The sequence below is a fragment of the Vibrio furnissii CIP 102972 genome, from assembly GCF_000176175.1.
Lineage (GTDB): Bacteria > Pseudomonadota > Gammaproteobacteria > Enterobacterales > Vibrionaceae > Vibrio > Vibrio furnissii.
On record NZ_ACZP01000012.1, the window covers coordinates 119141 to 139210 of the forward strand.

The window sequence follows — 20070 nt, forward strand, 5'->3', positions numbered from 1 at the left end:
TTCCCTCGACTCGCAAACTCTCAGCACATTTGATTTTTTTATACTTATTCCTTGTTGTATCGACTAGCCAGATTGGAACTTGAGAGGTCTTAGCCCCTAAACTACATTTTAATCAATAATTTTGAACTCGCTTCATAAATGCACAAAAAAAAGCCCCATCACAACGTGACAGGGCAATTCGATTCAATTTTTGTGCGCTCACGCGCTGGTTTGTGGCGGCTCTTCGTCAATGCTCGGTAGTGCTTTCCACACGGCTTTGACCAAAGTGGCCAACGGAATGGCAAAGAACACGCCCCAAAATCCCCACAGGCCACCAAACACCAGCACCGCCACGATGATCGCCACGGGGTGAAGGTTCACCGCTTCCGAGAACAGCACCGGCACCAACACGTTACCATCTAGTGCCTGAATGATGCCGTACGCAATCAGCAAGTAGTAAAACTCGGGCGTCACGCCCCATTGGAACAGCGCCACAATGGCCACAGGCACCGTCACCACGGCCGCCCCAATGTATGGAATCAAGACAGAGAAGCCGACCGCAACAGCCAGCAGCACCGAGTAACGTAACTCCAGCACAGCGAAAGTGACGTAACTCACGCCCCCGACAATTAAAATCTCCAACACTTTGCCGCGAATGTAATTCGAGATTTGCTGATTCATTTCATGCCACACTTCGGTCGCCAGTTTGCGATTGCGTGGCAATACACCGCGTACAATGCGCAGCATCTCCTGCTTATCTTTAAGCAAGAAGAACACCAGCAGCGGCACCAGAATCAGATACACCGCTAAGGTCGCAATGCTCACCAGTGAGGCCAACGACCCTTTCACCACCGATTCCCCCATACTCAGCGCCTTGTTCTTGGCATTGTTCATGATGGGTTCCACGATTTCGAGGCTTGCCAATTCCGGGTAGCGATCGGGCAAGGTTGCGATGAATTTTTGCAATCCGGTGTACATGTTGGGAATGTCGTTAATCAAGTTGACGATTTGCTGCCAAATGGTCGGCACCAACCCAAACACCGCAAACAGCATCACGCCGATAAACGCCACAATGACCAAAATCACCGCGAAGGTCCGAGAAATTTTCCAACGGCACAGTTGCACCACTGGCCATTCCAGCAGGTATGCCAACACAATGGCCACCAGCAACGGGGCAATTAGGTGACCGAAAAAGTAGATGGTAATGAAACCAAAAAACAGAATAGCGACAAGGCTGACTGCATGGGGATCGGAGAAACGTCGTTTATACCAACGACTCACCATTTCAAACATGGGGCGATGTCTCCTTTAAGACATGAAGAGAGAAATGATCATTGAACGTCTTACACTGAAAGGCAAACTGCTTTCGCAGCAAATAAGACTCGATATCGCGCATGGCACTGGGATCGACAATCAAAATGGTCATGGATTCGCCATTCTGCAACCGCTCGGTGTGACGTTTCGCAAGTAATAACGCCATCGGGCAACGCTGCTGACGCAAATCGAGAATATTCGGTTCCATTCTGCGGCTCAATCCTTAATATAGGTGGAACATTGTATCGCCTTTTCCGCTGGGTGCCAGTATTTGGCTTCGGCTAAAAATCGTTACAATTCATTGCTTACTTATACCTGGGCGTCTGTTCGGTGATCGGGAAACCAATCCAGTCAGGTAATGTCTTATACCTTAACAGTCGAACGGATGCGTTGACCAATCAAAGTTGATGGCCTCGCCAATCACGCTCGATTACAAGGTAAAGTAGAAGATGATTTTGGAGTCTCACCTCAAACCATGATAATTAAACGTACTCGTTCATTCGTGAGCCTTTGTTTGGCTGCGGTACTTGCGACCCCGCCCTTGGCTTACGCCGACAACAGCATCGAGTTGCCCAGCATTGGTACCGTCGCAGGTTCCACACTGACCATCGATCAGGAACTCATCTATGGCGATGCGTACATGCGCATGCTGCGCAACAGTCGCCCTGTTATCAATGACCCGGTACTCAACGAATACATCGATTCTTTGGGGCATCGTTTGGTGGCTTATGCCGACGATGTCAAAACCCCGTTTACCTTCTTTATGATTCGCGACCGCGACATCAACGCCTTTGCCTTCTTTGGCGGATATGTCGCGCTGCACTCCGGGCTGTTTTTGCATGCGCAATCGGAAAGTGAACTGGCCTCGGTTCTGGCGCACGAAATCGCGCACGTGACCCAGCGCCACCTCGCGCGCAGTATGGAAGATCAAGCGCGTCGCTCACCAGCGACGATCGCAGCGCTGGCCGGGTCACTGTTGCTGGCTATTGCCGCCCCGGAAGCGGGGATTGCCGCCATTACCGCCACCACCGCGGGGAACATTCAAAGCCAAATCAACTACACGCGTGCCAATGAAAAAGAAGCCGACCGATTTGGGATTGCCACGCTGGCCAAAGCGGGATTTGACGTCAACGCCATGCCGCGCTTTTTTGGCCGCTTGGCCGATGAATACCGTTACGCCAGTAAGCCGCCACCGATGTTGCTGACGCACCCATTGCCCGAAGATCGCATCACCGACAGTCGCCAGCGCGCGCAGCAGTACACGCCCGTTCGTTTGCAACCGTCGCTCAACTACCATTTGGCACGCGCACGCATCGTGGCGCGTTATGCGGGCATCGACAGCGATGCAGCGCTTGACTGGTTCAACCGCACGCAGAAAAAAGCCGAACCGTCACTGCATCCAGCGTTTGAATATGGCAAAGCCTTGGTCTACATCGACAGCAAACAGTACGATAAAGCTGAGCCACTGTTGAATGCGCTGCTCAAAAGCGATCCGGTCAACGGCTTCTATCTCGATGCGGTGTCTGACCTTTATTTGGCCACCGACCGTCCACAAAAAGCGCAAGCGCTGTTGAGCGCAGCGCTGAAACAGAAACCCAATAACGCGGTACTGACCATCAACTACGCCAACGCGATGATGAAGGAAGAAAAGTACAGCGACGCGATTCGTATTCTGCAACGCTACACCCACGATAACCCCAACGACACCAACGGCTGGCAGCTCTTATCTGAAGCCAACATTCGTTTGGGGAACAGCGCGGAAGATTTGGCGGCGCGCGCCGAAATTTTTGCGCTACGGGCCAACTGGAACAAAGCCATTCAGTTTTACACCCAAGCCAGCGAGTTAGCTAAACTGGGCAGTTTAGAACAGGCACGTTATGACGCTCGCATCGACCAATTGATGGTGCAGCGTGAACGTTTCCTATCACTCCAATAACAAAATAATGATGAAGGAAGAATTATGTCAGTCGTGATTTATCACAACCCTCGATGCTCAAAAAGCCGCGAAACGCTGGCCTTACTGGAAGAGAAAAACATTCAACCACAGGTCGTCAAATACCTTGAAGAGCCGCTGAGCGTGGCGCAACTGAAAGAACTCTATGCACAGTTGGGTCTAACGCAAGTGCGCGACATGATGCGCACCAAAGAAGACATCTACAAAACGCTCAACCTGGCGGATATCAGCCTGTCTGACGATGCGCTGTTTGAAGCCATGGTGGCCAATCCAAAACTGATTGAACGCCCTATCGTTGTGGCAAACGGCAAAGCGCGTCACGGCCGTCCACCGGAGCAAGTGCTGGATATTCTATGAGTTGTCGTTTGGTGGTGCTGTATTACAGTCGCCATGGTGGCACCCAAGCCTTGGCGCGTCAAATTGCGCGCGGCATTGAGTCGGTACCGGGTTGCGAAGCGTTGCTGCGCACCGTGCCGGAATTGACCGAACAGGCAGGATTGGCCGACGACCCCCTGCTGACGCTGACAGAACTGCGTCAGTGTGATGGGTTAGCAATGGGCAGTCCGGTGTGGTTTGGCAATATGGCCGCGCCGTTGAAACACTTTTGGGATCAAACCACGCCGTTGTGGCTCAGTGGCGATCTGATCGATAAACCCGCATGTGTATTTACCACCTCATCCACACTGCACGGCGGTCAGGAAACCACACAGCAAACCATGATGATGCCGCTGTTACACCACGGCATGCTGGTGCTGGGGATCCCCTACTCGGAACCGGCGTTACACACCACCACCTCAGGCGGCACGCCGTATGGGGCCAGTCATGTGTCTGGACACAACGATCGCATCACCGGTGACGAAAGCACACTGGCACAAAGTTTAGGAAAACGACTTGCCCGCGTGGCAAGCCAATTGAAGGAAAAATCATGAGCGTCGATATGTCGCCGCGCACCACGCTGTTTCGTTGGCTTGCGCTGGGCGGGAACTTGTCTCTCTTGGGCTGGATTGCCCTGTGGCAACTGGAACTGTCACCCCATCCACACATTAACCCACTCACGTTGACCATTGCGTGGCTCATTCCGCTGCTGCTCCCGCTGCCGGGAATTTTAGCTGGCAAACCGTATACGCATGCATGGGCCAATTTCATTTTGATGTTCTATTTTCTTCACGCCTTGACCCTCTTGTACATTGATGATGGTGAGCGCGTGTTGGCCGCGGTTGAGCTATTGCTGACACTGGCGGCATTTATGGGCAACATTCTTTATGCTCGTCATCGCGGGAAAGAGCTGGGATTGAAACTGACCAAGTTGTCGGAAGTGGAAAAGCAGGAACGCGCTCGGTTTGACAACAAGTTGTAACCGCGTTTTCTCGCCACTCACTCGTACAAAAAAAGCGCCATAACGGCGCTTTTTTCATGTTGCAGGGTTTATGTTGCAAGAATCGATTTACCCTTGCCACTGAAAGTAGAGCGTGTTGATCGCGGGTTCAGCAGGCATCACCGGCTGCGCATCAACGCTTGGCTCGGTAGCCAACACCGGTTGCACATCAATCGCCGACGTCGATGACGCGGCATCCGCTTGTGCAGGAACAGCGGCAGCCCCTTCGCTATCAATGGCATTCGTTTCGACACCATCTGTCTCTACACCGTCCGTTTCAACGCCATCCACGCCAACAGCATGCGTTTCCGCCGCGGGCATCAGCGATGGTTCTCGTTGTAACTGCGGCGCTGGCGCTTCGCGAGTCACCACGCGGCCCATGCGCAGCACTTCTTGCTGAAACTGGCTTTCGCTCGCCAGCAAGTGCACTTTGAAAATCACTTCATTGCCTTGAATTTTAAGAATATCCAACGATGCAACCGAGCTTAACCGTTTGAGGCGATCTTCCAGCGTAAAGAATGACACCGCGCCGTTGACCGGCGTAAACGACGCCAGCACCGCTTCCGAGGATTCGCTGTTGACCATCACCGCGCCTTTCTGCGCGTAGTAATCACTCAGTTCATCCACCATGTCTGCAGCCGCATTTTGCCCCGACGCCTTACCGCTCATCGGCGTTTTAGGCGCCGAAATCATGTTGCCAGCATTTTGATCGTACAGTGTCCAGCGCAGATTCGAGCCTTGCGCACGCACCACTAACACCGCATCGGTTGGGTAACGTTGGCTGGCCAAACTGATCGGCTGCGCAAAGCCGCCCCACAGATCGGAAATTTGCACCCCAGTGATGTCATCAAAATCACCGACAGGCACAATAAGCGGCAGACCACGTAATTGAGCGCTGGCTTTGAGCTGGCGCAGTAGGGGCGTATTGGCGTGCTCCCACGTGATGCTGCGATCATAATTGGACTCTTCCACCAGCCAAACCAACAGGTTGGCGCGGTTTTCAGGCCAAAATGGCAACTGTGCCTGAGTCAGCAGCGAACGGATATGTTGGCCACTAAATCCCATTCGCAGGGTTTTCGCATCGCCTTGCTGCGCATAGCTGATCTGATTCAAGTACTGCGAATTCTGACGCAGCGCTTTTTGAATGACCTCGTTGTTGACCGACTCTCTATCGCCGGTCGCTCGCACAATCACTTGTTGCATCCCCGCAATGCGGGCCGCGGCGTCAGCATTGTCCTGCTGCTCATCGATCACGACTTCTGTTTGGTACAAATTGACTTTCGTCAGCGCAAGCGCCGGCAGACTCATCAGCCCGGCCATCAACAATGCTAAATAACGCATAGTGTTCCTAGGTCCTCAATTGTGAAGGTTGATGATAAGCAACTATCCGATTTCGGGCAAGAAAACGCCGCCAGTATCGCGTCAAAAAATCCCCAATTCGTGGCTGGCTATTTCGTCCCTGTAAACTAAAAATAATCCATTTTTTGATCCAGTTTAAATGGCAAACGTTTGCAAAAGTGATAGAATCCCGCGAATTTTGTTCAGTATCAGGGAAAATACAATGAAAAATGCCATTCAAGGCGCACAGATGCTTTTCGTCGCATTTGGTGCTCTGGTTCTTGTACCGTTGTTAACCGGTCTTGATCCCAACGTCGCACTTTTCGGTGCTGGTGCCGGCACCCTCCTCTTCCAAATCATCACCCGTCGCTCCGTTCCAATCTTTCTTGCTTCTTCTTTCGCTTTCATCGCTCCCATTATGTACGGTATCCAAGCTTGGGGTATTCCGGCAACCATGGGTGGTTTGATGGCAGCCGGTGCGGTTTACATCCTTATGGGTGCGGTGATTAAAGTGCGCGGTGTGGAAATCATCCACAAACTGCTGCCGCCTGTGGTGGTAGGGCCGGTGATCATGGTGATCGGCTTGGGCCTTGCGCCAGCCGCAGTCAACATGGCACTGGGTAAAACCGGTGACGGTTCGGTGCAACTGGTCGCGGGCGATGCGGCCCTGTGGATTTCATGCGTTTCACTGCTGGTCACCATCGTGATGAGTGTGTTCTCCAAAGGCTTCTTTAAGCTGGTTCCCATTTGTGGTGGGATTGCATCGGGCTACGCTTTGTCGCTTTACTTTGGTGTGGTGAGCTTTGCGCCAGTACAACAAGCGGCATGGTTTGCACTGCCAAACTTTACTTTCCCAGAATTCAACATCAACGCCATTCTGTTCATGATTCCGGTTGCCATTGCACCCGCTGTTGAACACGTGGGCGATATGCTGGCGATCTCGAATGTGACCGGCAAAGACTACATCAAAAAACCAGGCCTGCACCGCACCATCACCGGTGACGGGGTTGCCACCATGGCGGCAACATTCCTTGGCGCGCCACCAAACACCACCTACAGTGAAGTGACCGGTGCCGTCATGCTGACCAAAGCATTCAACCCAGCAATCATGACATGGGCGGCAGTGACTGCCATTGTGCTGGCACTGGTGGGTAAACTGGGCGCGCTGCTACAAACCATTCCTGTGCCTGTCATGGGCGGCATCATGATTCTGCTGTTTGGTTCGATTGCAACCGTGGGCCTTAACACACTGATCAAAAACAACGTCGACCTACACAAATCACGTAACCTCGTGATCGTGGCAGTGACGCTGGTATTTGGTATCGGCGGCATGGCTTTCGGTATTGGCGAATTCAGCCTGCAAGGCGTGAGCCTATGCGGTATTGTCGCGATTATTCTTAACCTGGTCTTGCCAAATGATTTGGGCGAAAACCACATCGTGGATAACGCGCAGATGGAAGAAGGCAAACACTGATTCGTTCGCGAATAACGGATTCGTTCTTGAAGATCAAAACGGCCTCTGATGAGGCCGTTTTTTTATGTGGGGTGTTTGCGCCTGCGCGTTAGGCGTCTTGGCACAAATCGACAAACTGCGCGCGCGTGAGCATGGCTAAATCCTTGGGTGCCAGCTCGATTTCCAGCCCGCGTTTACCGGCGCTCACACACAGCGTTGGCAGTTCCAACGCACTAAGGTGAATGAAGGTTGGCAGCGCTTTTTTCTGCCCCAGTGGGCTGATGCCACCCACCACATACCCCGTGGTTTTCTGCGCGATCTCAGGGTTTGCCATGTCTGCCTTTTTGGCATGCGCCGCTTTGGCTGCCAGTTTCAAATTCAATTTGTGATCCACCGGAATCACCGCGACCGCCAGATTCTTCTCTTCTCCATTGAGGCAAAACAGCAAGGTTTTGAATACGGTTTTCGGATCTTGGCCGAGTGCCTGAGCGGCTTCTAAGCCGTAGCTGCTGTGGCTCGGATCGTGTTCGTATTGATGGATGGTGTGGGAAACTTTCTTTTTCTTCGCAAGGTTAATCGCTGGAGTCATGGTGAATCGGTCCTTTATACCAATCAGGATAAACCCGGGCGGGCTTATAGTGATTCGTACCATTGAGATAAAAAAAACAGGCGATGCGCCATCGCGCATCGCCTGATAGTTAAAGGGATTCAACCTATTGAGTCAATCCTTTCCTGTCCTCATTCCTGATAAACGATTTCACCCGATGGCGCGAAACGGTTCACATCCACCGGACTGTTCGCTTCCAGATAATCTTTCAGCACTTCAGCGTCGACAAAACCGGTGTTGACGTAACCTGCGTGATCAGAAATCTTCGGATAACCGTCACCGCCCGCCGCGTTAAAGCTTGGCACGGTAAAGCGGTAATTCTCATCCAGACGCAGCTGTTTACCTCCAATGAAGACGTTCGACACTTTGCCGTTGGCGACCGTCATGGTAATCCCCGCAAATTGCGCGTAAGCACCGGAATCAATCGGCTTGGTTGCCACCACGTTGAGGTAATCCAACACTTCCTGACCATTCATGTCGACGTAGCTCACGATGTTGCCAAATGGCTGCACTTGCAGCACATCTTTATAGGTCACATCACCGGCAGGAATGGAGTCACGCACGCCGCCTGAGTTCATCACACCAAAGTCGGCTTTCGCGCGCTGCATGTGCGCGGTCGCAATCAAACGACCCAGATTGGTTTGTTGGTAGCGCACCACATCGCGGTCACCTTCCAATTTACCGTTGGTTTCGGCGATCTTAACGTTCAGCTGCGCTGCACCTTTTTCCTGATACGGACGCAGGAAATCGAGCATCGCTGGGTCTTCTTTAATTTCGGTGGTGGCAAACACACGTTGGCTTTCGCCGTTCACCTTCACTTTTTTCTTCAAGTTCACCGGAATGAGGTTGTAGCTGACCATGTTCAGCTCACCGTTACGGAATTCGTAATCCGCACGACCGACATATTTCCCCCATTCGTACGCTTGAACGATGTACGTTCCATTTTGAATGTCCGGTTTGCACTCATCGCCCGGTACAAAGTTTTTCTTCACCAGATTCGGGCCTTCCATACAAACCGGCTCTTGGGAGTGACCACCGACGATCATGTCGAGTTCACCTTTCGGCAGGAAGCGCGCCAGTGCCACATCGCCCGGCGCGTTAATGCCGTGCTGACCATTCTGGTAGTGGCCCATGTGTGTCACAGCGATGATCAGATCCGGGTGTTCGGTTTTTTTCAGTTCTTGGATCACCTGTTTCGCTTCCGCTTTGGGATCGCGAAAATCAATGCCACCGATGTATTCCGGATTACCAATCTTGGCGGTGTCTTCTGTGGTTAGGCCGATCACCGCAATCTTAATGCCCTGCTTGTCGAAGATGTGGTACGGCTGGAACAGACGTTTGCCAGTCGCTTTGTCATAAATGTTGGCCGACAGCATCGGGAAGTTGGCCCACTCTTCCTGTTGGAACAGCACTTCGAGCGGGTTATCGAATTCGTGGTTGCCAATGGCCATCGCATCATAACCAATGTGGCTCATGCCTTTGAAATCCGGTTCAGCATTCTGCAAATCAGATTCTGGTACCCCGGTGTTGATGTCACCGCCAGACAACAACAGCACGCTGCCGCCCTGCGCTTCTACATCCGCACGGATCTGGTCAATCAGCGTTTTGCGCGCGGCCATGCCGTATTCACCATAGTTATTCTGCCAAAAACGGCCGTGATGGTCGTTGGTGTGCAAAATGGTCAACTTGTAGGTGGTGTCTTGTTGCCATTCGTGTGCGGGTTGCGAAGCACAGCCAGCCAGCGACGCAATAATTGCGGCGCTTAACACGGATTTGAGGAGTAAGCCTTGTTTCATTGTCGTACCTTTCAACTGATGGGGGTCCACTACTTTTCTTTTCAAAGTGTAGTCAGTCAATGCGCTCTTCTTTGAGAGTGATCGCGCCAACTGACTGATAAAACATGAACTAATTTAAAATAAGCCAAATGATGTAACAGCTTTGTTGCATCACTCTGTGAAATTCATCACTAAAAATAGCCACAGGGCGTGGCGAAGCGTATCGAGAAATGGCAAATGGTGTTGTGAAGCGCCGAGACTATTTCACCCGTTATCCGCACGCCATCTGCAAAAATGCGTGCGCAAGCGTTTACGTCACCGCCGAAGCACAGCGACAAAAAAGCCGCCCGAAGGCGGCTTCTGCAATCGATTAGCGAATGTCGATCGGCGCGAAGCTTTTCACCAAATCGTCCAGCGCTTTCATTTGCGCCAAGAACGGCTCCAGCTTGTCGAGCGGCAGTGCCGATGGGCCATCGCATCGCGCTTGATCTGGATTCGGGTGCGCTTCAATGAACAAGCCCGCGATGCCCGTTGCCAGACCCGCTTTCGCCAGTTCCACAGTTTGCTCACGACGACCGCCCGAGGCAGCGCCCGATGGGTCACGCATTTGCAGGGAGTGCGTCACGTCAAAAATGATAGGGCTGCCGTTCGACGCTTTCTTCATCACGCCAAATCCCAGCATATCAACAACCAAGTTGTCGTAACCATGGCATGAGCCGCGCTCACACAGGATCACTTTCTCATTGCCACACTCTGCGAATTTTTCCACGATGTTGCCCACTTGACCTGGGCTCATGAATTGCGGTTTTTTCACGTTGATCACCGCGCCTGTCTTCGCCATGGCTTCAACAAGGTCGGTTTGACGCGCCAAAAACGCGGGCAACTGAATTACATCCACCACATCCGCAACCGGCTGTGCTTGTGCTTCGGTGTGCACGTCAGTGATGATTTTCACGCCGAACGTGTCTTTCAGTTCTTGGAAGATTTTCATGCCCTCTTCCAAACCAGGACCACGGTACGAGTGCACTGAGCTGCGGTTCGCTTTATCAAACGAAGCTTTGAATACGTAAGGGATGCCTAATTTGTCAGTCACTTTGACGTAGTGCTCACAGATTTGCATCGCCATATCGCGCGACTCCAGAACGTTCATGCCTGCAAACAGGGTAAACGGCTTGTCGTTGGCAACCGGAATATCACCGACGTGAACAATTTTCTGTTCCATTCTCTTTTCTCTTCGTTGTGATTAATGCAGCGTCACGTGGTTGTGACTGAGTGCATTGAGTTGAGTTTTCAATAATTCTGCGGCCGGATCGTCCGGGCACTGCTCAATAAAATATTGATAATCCGTCAGCGCCACCTGATGGCAATCCAACTGTTGATAGATAAAGCCGCGATCGCGAATTTCATACGGATCATCAGGCACAAACGTCAGTGCCAGATCAGTGCATCTCAGCGCTAGAGTATAGCGCTCTTCACGCAGCAGAGCACTTTTCAGCAAGGCCAACCAACGCCCAATGATGGTTGGGTGATCGGCAGGCTTCAAATGGTCGGCTTTGAGTTTGGTCAACGGGCCTTTGTGGCCAATCAGCCACGCTTGCAAGGTATGACGCGACACATATTCACCGGAAAACGGGTTCAGGTACAAAGGCGCTTCTCCCGGCCAGCGCAGTTCTAACAAGAACTGCGTCGGAAAGGTGATGCCTTGCAGCGGAAAGCCCAATTGGCGACCAAAAAACAGCAGCAACGCGCCCAAACTGACAGGAATACCTTTGCGGCGTTCCAGCACTTTATCGATGAACGCGTTGTGGGAATCGTAGTAGGCCTCGTGGTCACCACAAAATCCCCACTCAAAATAGAATAAGCGTAGAAACGATTCAAAACGCTGCTTTTCATCGCGTTCATGGACCAGACTTTGCTCAGCGTCGTCCAGTAATCGTTTCAATTCGATGCGCGCCCAGTCGACCTGGGTGTCCGGATTGATGGCTTTATTCAGCGCAAGGGCACCTTCCACCAGCTCCATCGCATCGAAATCTTCATCAAACAAATCCAGCATCACACTACTCTATCTGTGAATCTAATACGGACAGCAACAGCCAGTGCGGCTTAGCCAAAGAACATCGGGATTTTGGTTACGGCAATTTTGCCGGCAATCGCCAGCCAGCCCAGCGCGCCAAAAAACGCGAATGTGCGCAGCAGCTTGTTGCGACCCAATTTCAGGGCAAAGAAACCCAGTGCGATGTAAGCCAGCACGCTGGTCAGTTTGTCGGTCATCCAAGGCGCGGCTGCGGTAAATGGCACAAATCCGGTGACAAAAATCAGGCCGATCCCGGAGAGCAGCAGGCAGGTGTCCACAATATGAGGAAACACTTTGAGGAATTTATGTTGGCGCAGTTCTGAATCCATCATCATCAGTACGTAACGTACCGAGAGCAGCAGCGCGCTCAGCCCGATGGTCAGCAAGTGAAAATGTTTTAATCCTTCGTACATTGTCTTCCTCGTTCGTCGTTATATTGGCCCAGCGTCACGCGATCATGACCGGCATAATCCTGCTCGGTGATCACGTGCTGATAGCCCAGCGCTTGCATGATGGTTCTCACGCTCGCACCCTGATCGTAACCGTGTTCAAACGCCAACCAGCCGCCGCTTTGCAGATAATCACGGCCAGCGTCGCTGATATATTTGATGTCGGCTAACCCGTTATCGGCGGCAACCAGCGCACTTTTCGGTTCAAAGCGCACATCGCCCTGAGCCAAATGCGGATCGTTTTCTTCGATGTATGGCGGGTTGGAGACTATCAAAGCAAACTTTGTACCGTGTGATAAGGGTTCAAACCAACTGCCCTGCAAAAACGTGACATTGGTTAAGTGCAAACGGTTTGCATTGTCGCTGGCCAATTGCTGCGCTTCGTCACGCAGGTCGATCCCAACCACGCGACGTTGTGGCAGTTCAGAGGCAAGCGCCAAGGCAATCGCACCTGTGCCCGTCCCCAAATCGAGAATATCACCATCCAGCGTCTGCGCTTTCTCCAGCGCCACTTCCACCAAGCGTTCCGTGTCGGGACGCGGAATTAAGGTGGATGGCGAGACTTTCAGCGGCAGCGACCAGAATTCACGCTCCCCGATGATGTACGCAACCGGCTCGCCAGTCAGGCGACGGGCAAGCAATGCATCAAATGCTGCGTGCGTGGTGTCATCGAGAATTTTATCGGGCCAAGTCAGCAAGTAGGAGCGCGGTTTATCCAGTGCATGGCAAAGCAGCACGGCGGCATCGAGTGACGGCGAATCACTGCCGCTGTGCGTTAATTGCAAAGTCGCCGCCTTGAGGGCGGCTTCTATGGTCAGTGGCGAAGTCATTGACATCAAATCAGTTGAGCTCAGCAAGCGCGGCCAGCTGATCCGCTTGGTGCTCTTGAATCACGGGATCCACCAGCGATTGCAGATCGCCTTCCATCACTTCACTCAAACGGTAAACCGTCAGGTTAATGCGGTGATCAGACACGCGGCCTTGCGGGTAGTTGTAAGTCCGAATGCGGTCACTGCGATCGCCCGAACCCAGCAGGTTACGACGCGTGTCGGAGATTGCCGCCGCACGTTTTTCTTCTTCCGCTTTGGCAATGCGCGCGGCCAGTACCGACATCGCTTTGGCTTTGTTTTTGTGTTGTGAACGCTCGTCCTGACACTCCACCACAATGCCAGTTGGCAAGTGGGTAATACGAATTGCAGAATCGGTGGTGTTGACGTGCTGACCACCCGCACCAGACGAGCGGAAGGTATCAATTTTCAGATCCGCAGTGCGGATTTCTGGAATTTCGGCTTCTGGCACTTCAGCCATGACCGCCACGGTACACGCAGAGGTGTGCACACGGCCTTGCGATTCGGTCGCAGGAACACGTTGCACGCGGTGGCCGCCGGATTCAAATTTCAGAACACCGTACGCGCCATCGCCGCTCACTTTGGCAATCATTTCTTTGTAGCCGCCATGCTCTGCTTCGTTGGATGACATCACTTCGATGCGCCAACCGCGTTTTTCAGCAAAACGGCTGTACATGCGGAACAGGTCGCCGGCAAAAATGCCCGCTTCATCACCGCCCGCACCAGCGCGGATTTCCAAGAAACAGTTGCGGTCATCGTTGGGATCTTTAGGCAGCAGCAAAATTTGCAGCTCGTCGCTCAGGCGCTCAATCTCGGCTTTCGCGACCTTGATTTCGTCTTGCGCCATTTCACGCATCTCTGCGTCGTCTTCTTTGGCCATCTCTTCCGCCGCGCTCAGATCGTCCTGCGCTTGCTGATAAGCCTGAAAACAGTGAGTGATCTCCTCAAGCTGTGAGTACTCTTTTGACAGAGCACGGAACTTGTCCTGATCTCCGATAACTGCGGGGTCGCCCAGCAGGTGTTGAACCTCTTCATAACGCTCAACCAGGGATTCAAGCTTTACTAAAATCGACGCTTTCATAGTTTCTTCTTTAAACGAATAAGGAGTAAGTGTTTATTGTGGGTCATCAAGACCCAGACTTTGTCTGATAATGGCCAGTTTGGCTGGCTCTCCCTGCTCCGCGGCGGTTTGCAACGCACGCGTCGGGGTGTGGATCAGTTTGTTGGTGAGTTTGTTGCTCAGTTCAATCAGCAGTTTTTCCGGATCGCCGCCAGCCGCCAACGCTTGCAAGCTTTTGCTCAGCAAATCCTCACGAATGTCATTGGCCGCTTTGCGGTAGTCGCGAATACTGTCGACCGCTTGTAGCGAGCGCATCCAAGTCATGAACGCGGCACTTTCTTCGCTGACAATCGCTTCGGCCTGAATCGCTTCGACCTTACGCTGCTCAATATTACTATCGACGATAGACTGCAAATCATCCACTGAATAGAGGTACGCGTCGTTCAAATCGCCAACTTGTGATTCAATGTCGCGCGGCACCGCGATATCCACCAGCAACATCGGCTGATAACGACGCGCTTTCAGAGCGGTTTCGACCATGCCTTTACCAATGATTGGCAGCGGACTGGCGGTTGAACTGATGACGATATCGGCATGCGCCAGATAATCGGGAATTTCATTCAGTGCAATCACTTCGGCGTTGAACTGCTCGGCCAAATTCATGGCACGCTCACGTGTGCGGTTGGCCACGATCATGCGTTTACAGTTGTGGCTGGCCAAGTGCTTGGCCACCAACTCGATGGTTTCACCGGCCCCAACCAAGAGCACCGTCGCATCCGAAAGTGATTCAAAAATGTGTTTTGCCAGTGTGCAAGCGGCATACGCCACCGACACTGCACTGCCGCCGATTTCGGTTTCAGTACGAACCCGTTTGGCCACAGAAAACGCTTTTTGGAATAACTTTTCCATCGACGAATCGACTGAACGACTTTCGCGAGAATCGGCGTAGGCCTGTTTGACCTGTCCCAGAATTTGCGGCTCCCCCAACACCAGAGAATCCAAGCCACATGAAACGCGCATCAAGTGGCGAATCGCCGCCTGCTCTTCATGCACATAAAGGCTCGGTTTGAGATCTTCAGCATTCACCTGATGGAACTGCGACAACCATTCGATCACCTTGTTCTTGCACGATGACTTCACATCACAGTAAATCTCGGTGCGGTTACACGTCGACAGGATCACGCTCCCGTTGACAAATGAACTGTCCGATAGCTGCGCCAAGGCGTCAGACAACTTGTCTGGACCAAACGCAACTTTTTCTCGCAATTCAACCGAAGCCGTATTGTGATTGATTCCAATAGCAAGCAAGGACATCTATCGAGGGTTCTCTGGTAAGAAATGGGCTAGGCGCAGAATTTTACTTGATGACCCTGTTTATTGAAAGGGTCAACGGGATTTGTTTTCCCGAGTTCGTGATATCAATGATATAGTGAAAGCCGTTTGACCGTTTTGACTGGATAAATAACGAGCACTTTTTATGACTCATAAGCCACGTATTTACCTGATCGTGATGCTGCTGATGACCCTATTTGGCTGTAGCAGCGTGCCGGAACCCATTACCGATGTGCAATGGCAATCCCATCAAGCTCGACTGACGAGCATCGCGCAATTTAAACTGGCCGGAAAAATCGGTTACATCTCACCTGAGCAGCGCCAATCTCTCAACTTTCAATGGCAAAAATCCAACCAAAATAGTCAGTTACGCCTGACTAACTTTCTCGGCCAGACGGTGCTCAACCTGACCATGACCGCGCAAGGCGCGCGCGTGGAAACGTATGATAACCAAGTTTATACCGCCCCCAACGCACAGCTTTTGGTACGCCAACTGACCGGGCTCGATATCCCGGTGGATCTGCTGCAAGACTGGATCCTCGGCCTGCCGTCCCAAGCCGATGCGTACGCGCTGAACGAGAACAACACCCTCGCGACCTTAGACAAGCGCGCGGGCAGCACCAACTGGCATGTGGATTACGGCCGCTATCGTGAATACCCATGGCAACAAACCCAACTGCCATTGCCGGATAAGCTCAAACTGACTCAAAACCAAACCTCGATTAACCTCGTGATTTCCAATTGGACACTGACGCCATGATTCCAGGCCCGATACTGAATACGCCGACCACTTGGCCTTCTCCGGCCAAACTCAATCTGTTTCTGTACATCACTGGTCGCCGCGCCGATGGCTACCATGAACTGCAAACCCTGTTTCAGTTCCTTGACCACAGCGACACACTCACCATCACCGCCCACACCAACAGCGAGATTGTGCTGACGCCGCAATTGCCGGGCGTGGCCACCGAAGACAATTTGATCTGGAAAGCGGCCACCGCGCTGCAACGCGCCAGCGGTTGTTCGCTTGGTGCCAAGATTGAACTCAACAAAGTGCTGCCGATGGGCGGCGGGATTGGCGGCGGATCATCCAATGCGGCCACCGTACTGGTAGCGCTCAATCACCTGTGGCAAACCCATCTCAGTGATGATGAACTGGCCCAAATTGGACTCGCGCTTGGCGCCGACGTGCCGGTGTTTGTGCGTGGATTTGCCGCATTTGCCGAAGGCGTGGGTGAACGCCTGTCGCACGTCGACGTGGATGAAAAATGGTATTTGGTGGTACGCCCGAACGTGGCGATTGCGACCAAAGATATCTTCACCCATCCGCAACTGACAAGAAGCACAGCGAAGCGAGATCTGGCAACGCTTCTTGACACTTGTTACGAAAACGATTGCGAAAAAATTGTCCGAATGCTTTACCCAGAGGTTGATAAGCAACTTTCTTGGCTGCTACAATACGCGCCGTCAAGATTGACCGGGACGGGATCTTGCGTTTTTGCTGAATTTTTGAGCAAGAAAGAAGCGGAAGCTGTCCTTGCCGAACTCCCTGACAACGTCTCTGCGTTTGTCGCCCATGGGCGCAATGTTTCACCGCTCAAAGAGACGCTGGCTGATTACCAATCGGCCCACACCCAATCTATTTAAAAACTGGACGCAACCCTGAGGTTTCCACCGTGCCTGATATGAAGCTATTTGCTGGTAACGCCACACCCGAACTAGCCCAACGTATTGCTGAACGTCTCTACATTTCTCTTGGTGATGCGACTGTTTCCCGTTTCTCTGACGGCGAAGTCGCAGTACAAATCAATGAAAATGTTCGTGGTAGCGATGTATTCATTATTCAATCAACTTGTGCACCAACCAACGACAACCTGATGGAGTTGGTGGTTATGATTGATGCGATGCGCCGTGCTTCAGCAGGCCGTATTACTGCTGTTATCCCTTACTTTGGTTATGCTCGTCAAGATCGCCGTGTGCGCTCGTCCCGTGTGCCAATCACTGCAAAAGTTGTTGCAGATTTCCTTTCAAACGTCGGCGTTGACCGCGTTCTCACTATCGACCTGCACGCAGAGCAAATTCAAGGCTTCTTCGACGTACCAGTAGATAACATTTTCGGTACGCCAGTTCTACTGGAAGACATGAAAGCACGTAATCTGGAAGATCCAGTGGTGGTTTCTCCGGATCTGGGTGGTGTTGTTCGTGCACGCGCAACTGCAAAAGCGCTGGGCGATATCGACATTGCTATCGTCGACAAACGTCGTCCCCGTGCAAACGTGTCTGAAGTGATGAACCTGATCGGTGACGTCGAAGGCCGCGACTGCGTGATCGTCGACGACATGATCGACACCGGTGGTACACTGTGTAAAGCCGCAGAAGCGCTGAAAGAACGTGGCGCAAAACGCGTTTTTGCTTACGCGACTCACGCGGTATTCTCTGGTAACGCAGCGAAAAACATCAAGAGCTCTGTGCTAGACCAAGTGATTGTCACTGACTCAATCACCTTGTCTAAAGAGATGGCAGCGACTGGCAAAGTTTCTCAACTGACGTTGTCGACCATGCTGGCTGAAGCGATTCGTCGTATCAGCAACGAAGAATCTATCTCTGCAATGTTCAACTAATTCGTTTGTTCAGAGACCGCTTCTGATTGGGCGCTTCATCTTCGGATGAGGCGCTTTTTATTTCTCAGCGCACGAGAAAAGCAGAGTCTCGCCCCGCGCGTCTTTTCTGTGCTATCATACCGCGCTTTTTCGTTTCCGAAGGGATCCTAGCCTTGAGTCAACCCATTAAATTACTTGTCGGTCTGGCCAACCCGGGCCCGGAATACGCCAAAACACGACACAATGCTGGTGCATGGGTCGTAGAAGAACTGGCTCGCATCCACAACGTGGTGCTGAAAAATGAGCCAAAGTTCTTTGGTTTAACCGGTCGTATCATGGTCAACGGCGACGATCTGCGTTTGCTGATCCCCACCACGTTTATGAATTTATCCGGTAAAGCCGTTGGCGCATTGGCCAAGTTTTACCAGATCAATCCCGAAGAGATCATGATCGCTCACGATGAGCTGGATCTCCCTCCGGGGGTGGCTAAGTTTAAAAAAGGTGGCGGTCACGGGGGTCACAATGGCCTCAAAGACACCATCAGCAAACTGGGCAACAACAAAGAATTTTACCGTCTGCGGATTGGCATCGGCCATCCGGGACACAAAGATAAAGTAGCAGGCTATGTGTTAGGCAAAGCTCCCGCCAAAGAGCAGGAGTGTCTGGATGCCGTGGTAGATGAATCCGTTCGCTGCCTCGACATCTTATTTAAAGATGGCCTCACCAAAGCGCAAAACCGCTTACACACGTTCAAAGCTGAATAAGGTTACAGTCATGGGTTTTAAATGTGGCATCGTTGGTCTTCCAAACGTTGGCAAATCAACACTTTTTAATGCACTCACTAAAGCAGGTATCGAAGCGGCAAACTTCCCGTTTTGTACTATCGAACCAAACACTGGTGTCGTACCAGTGCCGGATCTGCGTTTGGACGCACTGGCAAACATCGTCAATCCTGAGCGCGTTCTGCCAACCACGATGGAATTCGTGGATATCGCAGGCTTGGTTGCTGGCGCATCAAAAGGTGAAGGCCTAGGCAACAAATTCCTGGCGAACATTCGTGAAACCGATGCAATTGGTCACGTCGTGCGTTGTTTTGAAAACGAAAACATCGTGCACGTTGCCGGTAAAGTCTCCCCGATTGAAGACATCGAAGTGATCAACCTGGAGCTGGCTCTGGCTGACCTTGATAGCTGTGAACGCGCCATTCAACGCCAAGCAAAACGCGCAAAAGGCGGCGATAAAGACGCAAAATTTGAACTGACCGTGCTAGAAAAATTGCTGCCCGTACTCACGGAAGGTGGTTCTGCACGTACTGTGAATTTGTCGAAAGAAGAACTGGCAGCAGTTGGCTACCTGAACTTCCTGACGCTCAAACCAACCATGTACATTGCAAACGTGGCCGAAGATGGTTTTGACGACAACCCATACCTCGATGCAGTACGCGAGTTCGCAGCAAAAGAGAACAACGTGGTTGTTCCTGTGTGCGCCGCGATTGAATCTGAACTGTCTGAACTTGAAGAAGACGAGCGCGATGAGTTCTTGGCCGATCTGGGCATCGAAGAACCGGGCCTGAACCGCGTGATCCGTTCTGGCTACGATCTGCTGAGCCTGCACACTTACTTCACCGCAGGTGTTAAAGAAGTACGTGCATGGACCATTCCAATAGGTGCAACCGCGCCGCAATCGGCTGGTAAAATCCACACCGACTTCGAACGCGGCTTCATCCGTGCCGAAGTGATCGGTTACGACGATTTCATTCAGTACAACGGTGAAAGTGGCGCGAAAGAAGCTGGTAAATGGCGTCTTGAAGGCAAAGATTACATCGTAAAAGATGGCGATGTGATTCACTTCCGTTTCAACGTTTAAGTCTGTTCTGATTCGATTGTTCAAAAGCCAACCTCAGGGTTGGCTTTTG

General features: G+C 52.1%; 21 protein-coding genes. 10 read left to right on the forward strand and 11 right to left on the reverse strand.

Annotated elements, in window-relative coordinates; translation table 11 throughout:
• Positions 1–198 precede the first annotated feature (198 nt).
• Together VFA_RS03270 and VFA_RS03275 are read right to left on the reverse strand one after the other, a co-directional pair.
• Positions 199–1272: an AI-2E family transporter gene (locus tag VFA_RS03270; RefSeq protein ID WP_004724728.1), complete on the reverse strand. Its 1074-nt coding sequence runs from the start codon at positions 1270–1272 to the stop codon at positions 199–201.
• A complete protein-coding gene (locus VFA_RS03275; protein WP_004724730.1) occupies positions 1265–1501 on the reverse strand; it encodes a sulfurtransferase TusA family protein in 237 nt (78 codons plus the stop codon). The genes VFA_RS03270 and VFA_RS03275 overlap by 8 nt, the downstream gene beginning before the upstream one ends.
• Before the next feature lie 267 nt (positions 1502–1768).
• Between VFA_RS03275 and bepA the strand changes: the two genes are divergently transcribed.
• From bepA to VFA_RS03295, 4 genes are read left to right on the forward strand one after another with little or no spacing between them, the layout of a single operon-like run.
• Positions 1769–3229, forward strand: coding sequence for a beta-barrel assembly-enhancing protease (gene bepA, locus VFA_RS03280; RefSeq protein ID WP_038150813.1), 1461 nt, complete (start codon positions 1769–1771; stop codon positions 3227–3229).
• 24 nt (positions 3230–3253) lie between these two features.
• Positions 3254–3604 (forward strand): arsenate reductase (glutaredoxin), encoded by a 351-nt coding sequence (gene arsC, locus VFA_RS03285; protein ID WP_004724734.1) that lies wholly within the window; start codon positions 3254–3256, stop codon positions 3602–3604.
• Positions 3601–4176 (forward strand): NAD(P)H:quinone oxidoreductase, encoded by a 576-nt coding sequence (wrbA, locus tag VFA_RS03290; protein WP_004724737.1) that lies wholly within the window; start codon positions 3601–3603, stop codon positions 4174–4176. Before arsC ends, wrbA begins: the two co-directional genes overlap by 4 nt.
• 8 nt (positions 4177–4184) lie before the next feature.
• Complete coding sequence (locus VFA_RS03295) at positions 4185–4604, forward strand: DUF2069 domain-containing protein (protein ID WP_172475429.1); 420 nt, start codon at positions 4185–4187, stop codon at positions 4602–4604.
• Positions 4605–4691: 87 nt separating this feature from the next.
• Here the strand turns inward: VFA_RS03295 and VFA_RS03300 are convergent, their stop codons facing one another.
• A complete protein-coding gene (locus VFA_RS03300; protein WP_004724741.1) occupies positions 4692–5963 on the reverse strand; it encodes a DUF2066 domain-containing protein in 1272 nt (423 codons plus the stop codon).
• Positions 5964–6183: 220 nt separating this feature from the next.
• On the opposite strand from VFA_RS03300, the gene VFA_RS03305 reads away from it, so the two are divergent.
• Positions 6184–7434 (forward strand): uracil-xanthine permease family protein, encoded by a 1251-nt coding sequence (locus VFA_RS03305; protein WP_004724744.1) that lies wholly within the window; start codon positions 6184–6186, stop codon positions 7432–7434.
• 88 nt (positions 7435–7522) lie between these two features.
• Here VFA_RS03305 and ybaK read toward each other — a convergent pair whose 3' ends face one another.
• From ybaK to hemA, 8 genes are all read right to left on the reverse strand, one after another.
• Positions 7523–8002: a Cys-tRNA(Pro) deacylase gene (ybaK, locus tag VFA_RS03310; protein WP_004724746.1), complete on the reverse strand. Its 480-nt coding sequence runs from the start codon at positions 8000–8002 to the stop codon at positions 7523–7525.
• A 149-nt stretch (positions 8003–8151) separates the two neighbouring features.
• A complete protein-coding gene (ushA, locus tag VFA_RS03315) occupies positions 8152–9816 on the reverse strand; it encodes a bifunctional UDP-sugar hydrolase/5'-nucleotidase UshA (protein WP_004724748.1) in 1665 nt (554 codons plus the stop codon).
• Between the two features lie 349 nt (positions 9817–10165).
• Positions 10166–11017 (reverse strand): 3-deoxy-8-phosphooctulonate synthase, encoded by an 852-nt coding sequence (gene kdsA / locus VFA_RS03320; RefSeq protein ID WP_004724752.1) that lies wholly within the window; start codon positions 11015–11017, stop codon positions 10166–10168.
• Between the two features lie 21 nt (positions 11018–11038).
• Positions 11039–11848, reverse strand: coding sequence for a SirB1 family protein (locus VFA_RS03325; protein WP_004724754.1), 810 nt, complete (start codon positions 11846–11848; stop codon positions 11039–11041).
• Between the two features lie 50 nt (positions 11849–11898).
• Positions 11899–12282: a SirB2 family protein gene (locus VFA_RS03330; protein ID WP_004724756.1), complete on the reverse strand. Its 384-nt coding sequence runs from the start codon at positions 12280–12282 to the stop codon at positions 11899–11901.
• Positions 12267–13148: a peptide chain release factor N(5)-glutamine methyltransferase gene (gene prmC, locus VFA_RS03335; RefSeq protein WP_038150816.1), complete on the reverse strand. Its 882-nt coding sequence runs from the start codon at positions 13146–13148 to the stop codon at positions 12267–12269. The genes VFA_RS03330 and prmC overlap by 16 nt, the downstream gene beginning before the upstream one ends.
• A 10-nt stretch (positions 13149–13158) precedes the next feature.
• A complete protein-coding gene (gene prfA, locus VFA_RS03340; protein WP_004724760.1) occupies positions 13159–14247 on the reverse strand; it encodes a peptide chain release factor 1 in 1089 nt (362 codons plus the stop codon).
• 33 nt (positions 14248–14280) lie between these two features.
• Positions 14281–15540, reverse strand: a complete 1260-nt coding sequence (hemA, locus tag VFA_RS03345; RefSeq protein ID WP_004724762.1) for a glutamyl-tRNA reductase — start codon at positions 15538–15540, stop codon at positions 14281–14283.
• A gap of 163 nt (positions 15541–15703) precedes the next feature.
• Here hemA and lolB point away from each other — a divergent pair, with 163 nt between their 5' ends.
• From lolB to ychF, 5 genes are all read left to right on the forward strand, one after another.
• On the forward strand, positions 15704–16318 hold the full coding sequence (gene lolB / locus VFA_RS03350) for a lipoprotein insertase outer membrane protein LolB (RefSeq protein WP_004724764.1): 615 nt from the start codon (positions 15704–15706) through the stop codon (positions 16316–16318).
• Entirely contained in the window at positions 16315–17202 is an 888-nt protein-coding gene (gene ispE / locus VFA_RS03355; protein WP_004724765.1) for a 4-(cytidine 5'-diphospho)-2-C-methyl-D-erythritol kinase, read from the forward strand. The genes lolB and ispE overlap by 4 nt, the downstream gene beginning before the upstream one ends.
• A gap of 29 nt (positions 17203–17231) precedes the next feature.
• The gene (locus tag VFA_RS03360) at positions 17232–18176 is read left to right on the forward strand and encodes a ribose-phosphate pyrophosphokinase (protein ID WP_004724767.1); all 945 of its coding nucleotides are present in this window, start codon (positions 17232–17234) and stop codon (positions 18174–18176) included.
• A 152-nt stretch (positions 18177–18328) separates the two neighbouring features.
• Positions 18329–18919 carry an aminoacyl-tRNA hydrolase gene (pth, locus tag VFA_RS03365; RefSeq protein ID WP_004724770.1) on the forward strand — a complete coding sequence of 197 codons (591 nt, stop codon included), beginning with the start codon at positions 18329–18331 and terminating at the stop codon, positions 18917–18919.
• A gap of 10 nt (positions 18920–18929) precedes the next feature.
• Positions 18930–20021, forward strand: coding sequence for a redox-regulated ATPase YchF (gene ychF / locus VFA_RS03370; protein WP_004724772.1), 1092 nt, complete (start codon positions 18930–18932; stop codon positions 20019–20021).
• Positions 20022–20070 lie beyond the last annotated feature (49 nt).